Here is a 4,555-nt window from a genome sequence, read left to right as displayed (position 1 = left end):
CAGTATTCTGTTATGCTGCTGCTTGCGATGAGTAACCAATAATAAAATGATCGTTGCACTAAACAAAATCAAAAACTGAATTGAAATAAATACCATAATTAATTAACCTCACAAGCAATCAGATTTGCATTACACAGCGCATCGTACAGTTCTTCTGCAAGAATCCGATGCCCTGTCCTGTTCAGATGTCCTTCTCCCATAGAAGTGTTGCTGAATCCATAGGGGACATCGTACTGTTTCTCATAGTAATCCTGAAACGCAGCTCCGGTATCAATAATCTGAATATCCTGCTTACTGCATGCCTGCTGAAAATACCGGTAGGTATCCTCATAGGTTACTTCCATCTGATCACCGCTTATTTTTACAATGGGATGGTATAATATGAAAATCTTTCCCTGGTATACCTGCTTCATCTCTATAAAGATCTGATCCAGGATCTCTTGATAGCGCTCCATGCCGCTATCTTTGGCTGGTAGCTCATCCATCCCGGTTAGCGGCTGAGCATCTTGTTCCCAGCTGCCAAATGCACCGCTAAAATCAATCTTGAAGTCTGCAAACTGTTTCTGCTGTAATAAGTTCAGCAGTGGCATATTTTCCTTTACCTTCATTGCAAGCTTCTGTATCCCGGATATTTTTTCTGCTATCACCGAACCATTTTGATCCGGTTTGTAAGGAACCTGTTTGAGACAGTCTTTTAATATATCAACATCACAATCAGTATTGAAAACTTCCAGTACAACACCATTTGCCCGGGGAAATTCCTTCACAGCAGCTGAAAAATGTCTCAAAAGATCCGGCAGATAGTGGCCGTCAGTCCCGATATTATAGATATACTCCTTGGGTTCTGACGTAACTTTCCGGTTCACCAGTTCTGTATATCTCTCGTCAACCGGAACTTCTTTTCCCTGTGTATGGGAAGATCCCATCACCAGAATATAGTTGTCCTCCGCTATCGGGTACCGGTTAATATATCCGTTTTCATCCACTTTTCCGGCTCCATAGCCTTCGTAAGCATTGGAATAACGGGATCCGGGATCCCAGATTGCACCGGTCGCCGCTTCCGACCTGCTAATCCATCCTGGTTGATGAAAGTAGATAAATATCAATAAATTTACAAAGCAAAAAGAAATCGCGATGGCAGCTATCCAGGCAGCTAAGGTTTTGACAGTTCTTTTCATCTTAATATCCTTTCCTATCTGTACACCCGCTCCCACTGATGTACCGTAATACTAATCATTTTGCAGCACCCCAAGAACCAGATACCTGTAATCACTTCCCATGCCATGACAGGTTGAAAGCGTAAGAATTTTATCAGTTGGCAGAATAGAAATATCCCTGTCCACATTACTTCTCATATTGCGGATATTCATGATTTCCCGAATAAACGGAAGAATAGAATCCTCACCGGAGAAATCATAACTTTGCATGATATGACGGTTGTCAAACAGTACTGCAGCAAATATCCGATAAGTCAGTTTCTTGTCTTTCAAGTAAATATAAAGATCCCGGTTTGCATCAAAAAAACTCTTATCTTCATAAAGATGTAGTTCACCAAACATGTCCCCATTTTTCATGTTGTGTCCGTATAAAACAGTTACCGGATCCGTGAAATCTCTGCGGTTGTAATCTTCACTGAATATAGAGCCCTCTATATTGGAACTTCCATCCGGTGTCTTGTCCAGATAATAGAGATTGTCATCCTCCCGCTGGACAACCGGATAATTTACTTTTGTCCCGGGAATTTCTATCCAGCCATAGACATCCGGCATATCCTTTTGAATTTCAGCAATATTTACCGGGAGTTCTGCTGAGTAATCTGCTTGTTTTTTTGATAACCCGTCTCTTAGCTGGTCTGTTGATTTTTCCGTGGATGATTCATCCCCCATATCAGACTGATTAAAATCTTTCCCGCTCCGGCTTTCGGATACATCCTCCCCTGTCACATCCTCAGATCCCGCCGTCTGCTCATACAGTTTTGCAGCTTCCAGTTTCTGCTTTTCCCTGTTCACCACAAAGCAGATACATATTCCAGCCATTAAAAATGCAGCTATTCCCACAATAATCCAGTTCCCGGCACTTTTGTTCCTTTTATTCAACTTCCATCACCGCCGCTGTTCTTAGTATCTGTTCCTGCCTCTTCGTAGAAATTATCAAGAATCAGGTTGTATAGCTGGTCCTGGTCAACATGAAATTCTTCATAATAAGTACCTTTTTTTGTCGTTCCGGGAAGCATTTGTATATCATCTCCGCGAAAATCCGTGTCCAGCATCAGGGTCGCCAGATATACCGCATGATCAAGTCCCAGGTTTGTCACCATATTTTTAGACAATTCCTGATAAAGCTGGATTGGCAGTGAAGGTTCTTTTCTGATCTGTTCTTTGGCTGCATTTAAAAAAGACAATACATATGTTTTCTGTCTCTGCATCCTCATCCCATTGCCGCCGTTTTTGGTTATATCCCGCCTTTGGATAAATTTCATCGCCTGCTCTCCGGTCAAGGTAATTTTTGCCCCTTTTTGAAACGCCGGATCATCATATTTCATGTCTTCCGGAATAGTGACCGTAACACCCCCAACCGCATCATTCAGCTTTGAAACTGCTTCCAGATTAATCGCTGCGTATCCGTGAACCGGCAGATTATACATTAATTTAGATACCGCTTCTTTCATCATTTCACAGCTCCTTTGGGAACCATCCCCATATGCATAAGCAAGAGCTAAATGATTCTCTTCTTCTCCGATGTAATTACCTTCATAATCATAATTTTTAATTGCAGTCATGGTGTCTCTGGATATACCGAATATTTTCATCTTCCGGGTATCGGGGTTCAGGGAGATTAGAAAAATAGCGTCCGCTTGTCCTCCCTTGCCGGATATCTCCGGTACGGTTTCAATCTCTTCCGTGCGCTTGTCAATGCCCATGCATAAGATATTAATTATATTTTCTTCATAACGGTATGCTTTTCCATTATGATAATACAGGAAAGGATCATATGTTTCCTCATCACTTTCATTTTTAACACCATTTCCATGATCCCCTTCACTTTCTTTTTCCAGTGTGGGTGCCTTGGCTTCCGCATTCTTTTGCATCAAACTGTTCTTGCCCATCACACGGTATACATGATAGGCTCCAAACCCGCTCATTCCGGTAAACACACATAAGGTAAAGCATATCAGCAAAATCCGAATTGCTATTTTAATTTTCCTGCCTTTCGAAAAACCATAGCGGTAGAACATCTCCAGTCCATATCCCATAAATCCACCCAGAGTATTACACACCAGATCATCTATATCAAATATGCCTGTCCTTGTTTTCAGCTGCACCGTTTCAATGAAAAGACTGCAGAGAGGGATCAGCAGCAGCAAAAGGTACTTTCTCTTCTCTTGAATGCGGACCAGCTGAAGAAAAATTCCCACCGGTACAAACAAAAGGAAATTGCTGAAAATCCTAACCACCGCCCGATTAAGATAACCGGCACGAAGTACTTCATCAAATAGCTTCAGATTTAACTTCGCTTCCTCCATCGGTTCTCTTGTAAAAAAAGTAATGCTGAGTATGATACCCAGATACAAAAGCAACATACTGATCACAGAGATATTCCGAACTATTTTTTTAACCGGTTCTCCGGTTTGTACATGGGCAATGGCAAAGTAAACGATGATGCACAGCATAACCGCAGAAAATACCATGATCATAAAAGAAAACGGAACTTTTTCTAATTCACCGGACATCGTTTCCAACGCTTTACTGAAATTAATGATTGCTTTCATAGCATCCTAACCTTTCGTATCCGATACATTCTGTTTATAATATCGATAAGATTTCCCATAATAATAATTGTGATATCCGTATTTTAAAAATCCTGCCTCTACGTAGTTTAAGACGTAGCCCACTAGTTTGAGCTCTGCACCCGCAAGCATTTCCATACCTTCCCGCACATAGCGTTCCTCTACATAATCCTGTCTCACCAGATAAATTCCGGCATCTGCATACTCCGAAATAATGGATGCATCAGTAAAAAACGAAACCGGCGGGGTATCAATCACAACGTAATCATATTTGTGGCTAAGTAAATCCAGAATGTCCCTTAAACGTGGATTGGATAGTACATTCGTTGTGTCTTCCCTGGCTTTTCCTGCACACAAAACCATAATATTTTCCCTGTATTTTTGAATTGCCTGGTCTAACTCCAGTTTTTGATCCAGGACTTCCGGAAGGCCTCCCTGGCTGTTCTCTATTCCCAGCATCGTACCAATAGAAGGATGCCTCAGATCACAGTCCACCAGAATTACATTTTTCCCTTCATCAGCCATCGCCTGTGCAAGATTTACAGCAAACGTGGTCTTGCCTTCACTGGGCAGTGAACTGGTAATCAAAAGGGTCTTGGCTGTCTCCTCTTTCAAGTGCTTTGCAGTTCGGGAATATATAGTTCTGACAGCCTGTCGGAAATCATAGGGTACCCGCTTGTCGGAAATCATAATGTGGCGTACTTCTTTTCCTGTGCGCTTTTTATCTTTCACTTTAGGGATATAAGCCAGACAGTCCAGATTCACGAT

The 4,555-nt window shown here is 41.8% G+C and carries 4 protein-coding genes; all 4 read right to left on the bottom strand.

Annotated elements, in window-relative coordinates:
- Positions 1-98 precede the first annotated feature (98 nt).
- Positions 99-1,178 carry a hypothetical protein gene (locus tag ACH2DQ_RS19490; protein WP_394915479.1) on the bottom strand — a complete coding sequence of 360 codons (1,080 nt, stop codon included), beginning with the start codon at positions 1,176-1,178 and terminating at the stop codon, positions 99-101.
- Positions 1,179-1,229: 51 nt separating this feature from the next.
- Entirely contained in the window at positions 1,230-2,096 is an 867-nt protein-coding gene (gene srtB, locus ACH2DQ_RS19485; protein ID WP_394915478.1) for a class B sortase, read from the bottom strand.
- Positions 2,093-3,769: an LCP family protein gene (locus ACH2DQ_RS19480; protein WP_394915477.1), complete on the bottom strand. Its 1,677-nt coding sequence runs from the start codon at positions 3,767-3,769 to the stop codon at positions 2,093-2,095. Before ACH2DQ_RS19480 ends, srtB begins: the two co-directional genes overlap by 4 nt.
- Positions 3,770-3,775: 6 nt before the next feature.
- Positions 3,776-4,555, bottom strand: a 780-nt coding sequence (locus tag ACH2DQ_RS19475) for a tyrosine-protein kinase family protein (RefSeq protein ID WP_395027942.1), incomplete at its 5' end; no start/stop codon positions are given.

This window comes from Robinsoniella sp., assembly GCF_034124845.1.
Note: the sequence above shows the minus strand (reverse complement) of the source record. Positions and strands in the feature narration are given on the sequence as shown.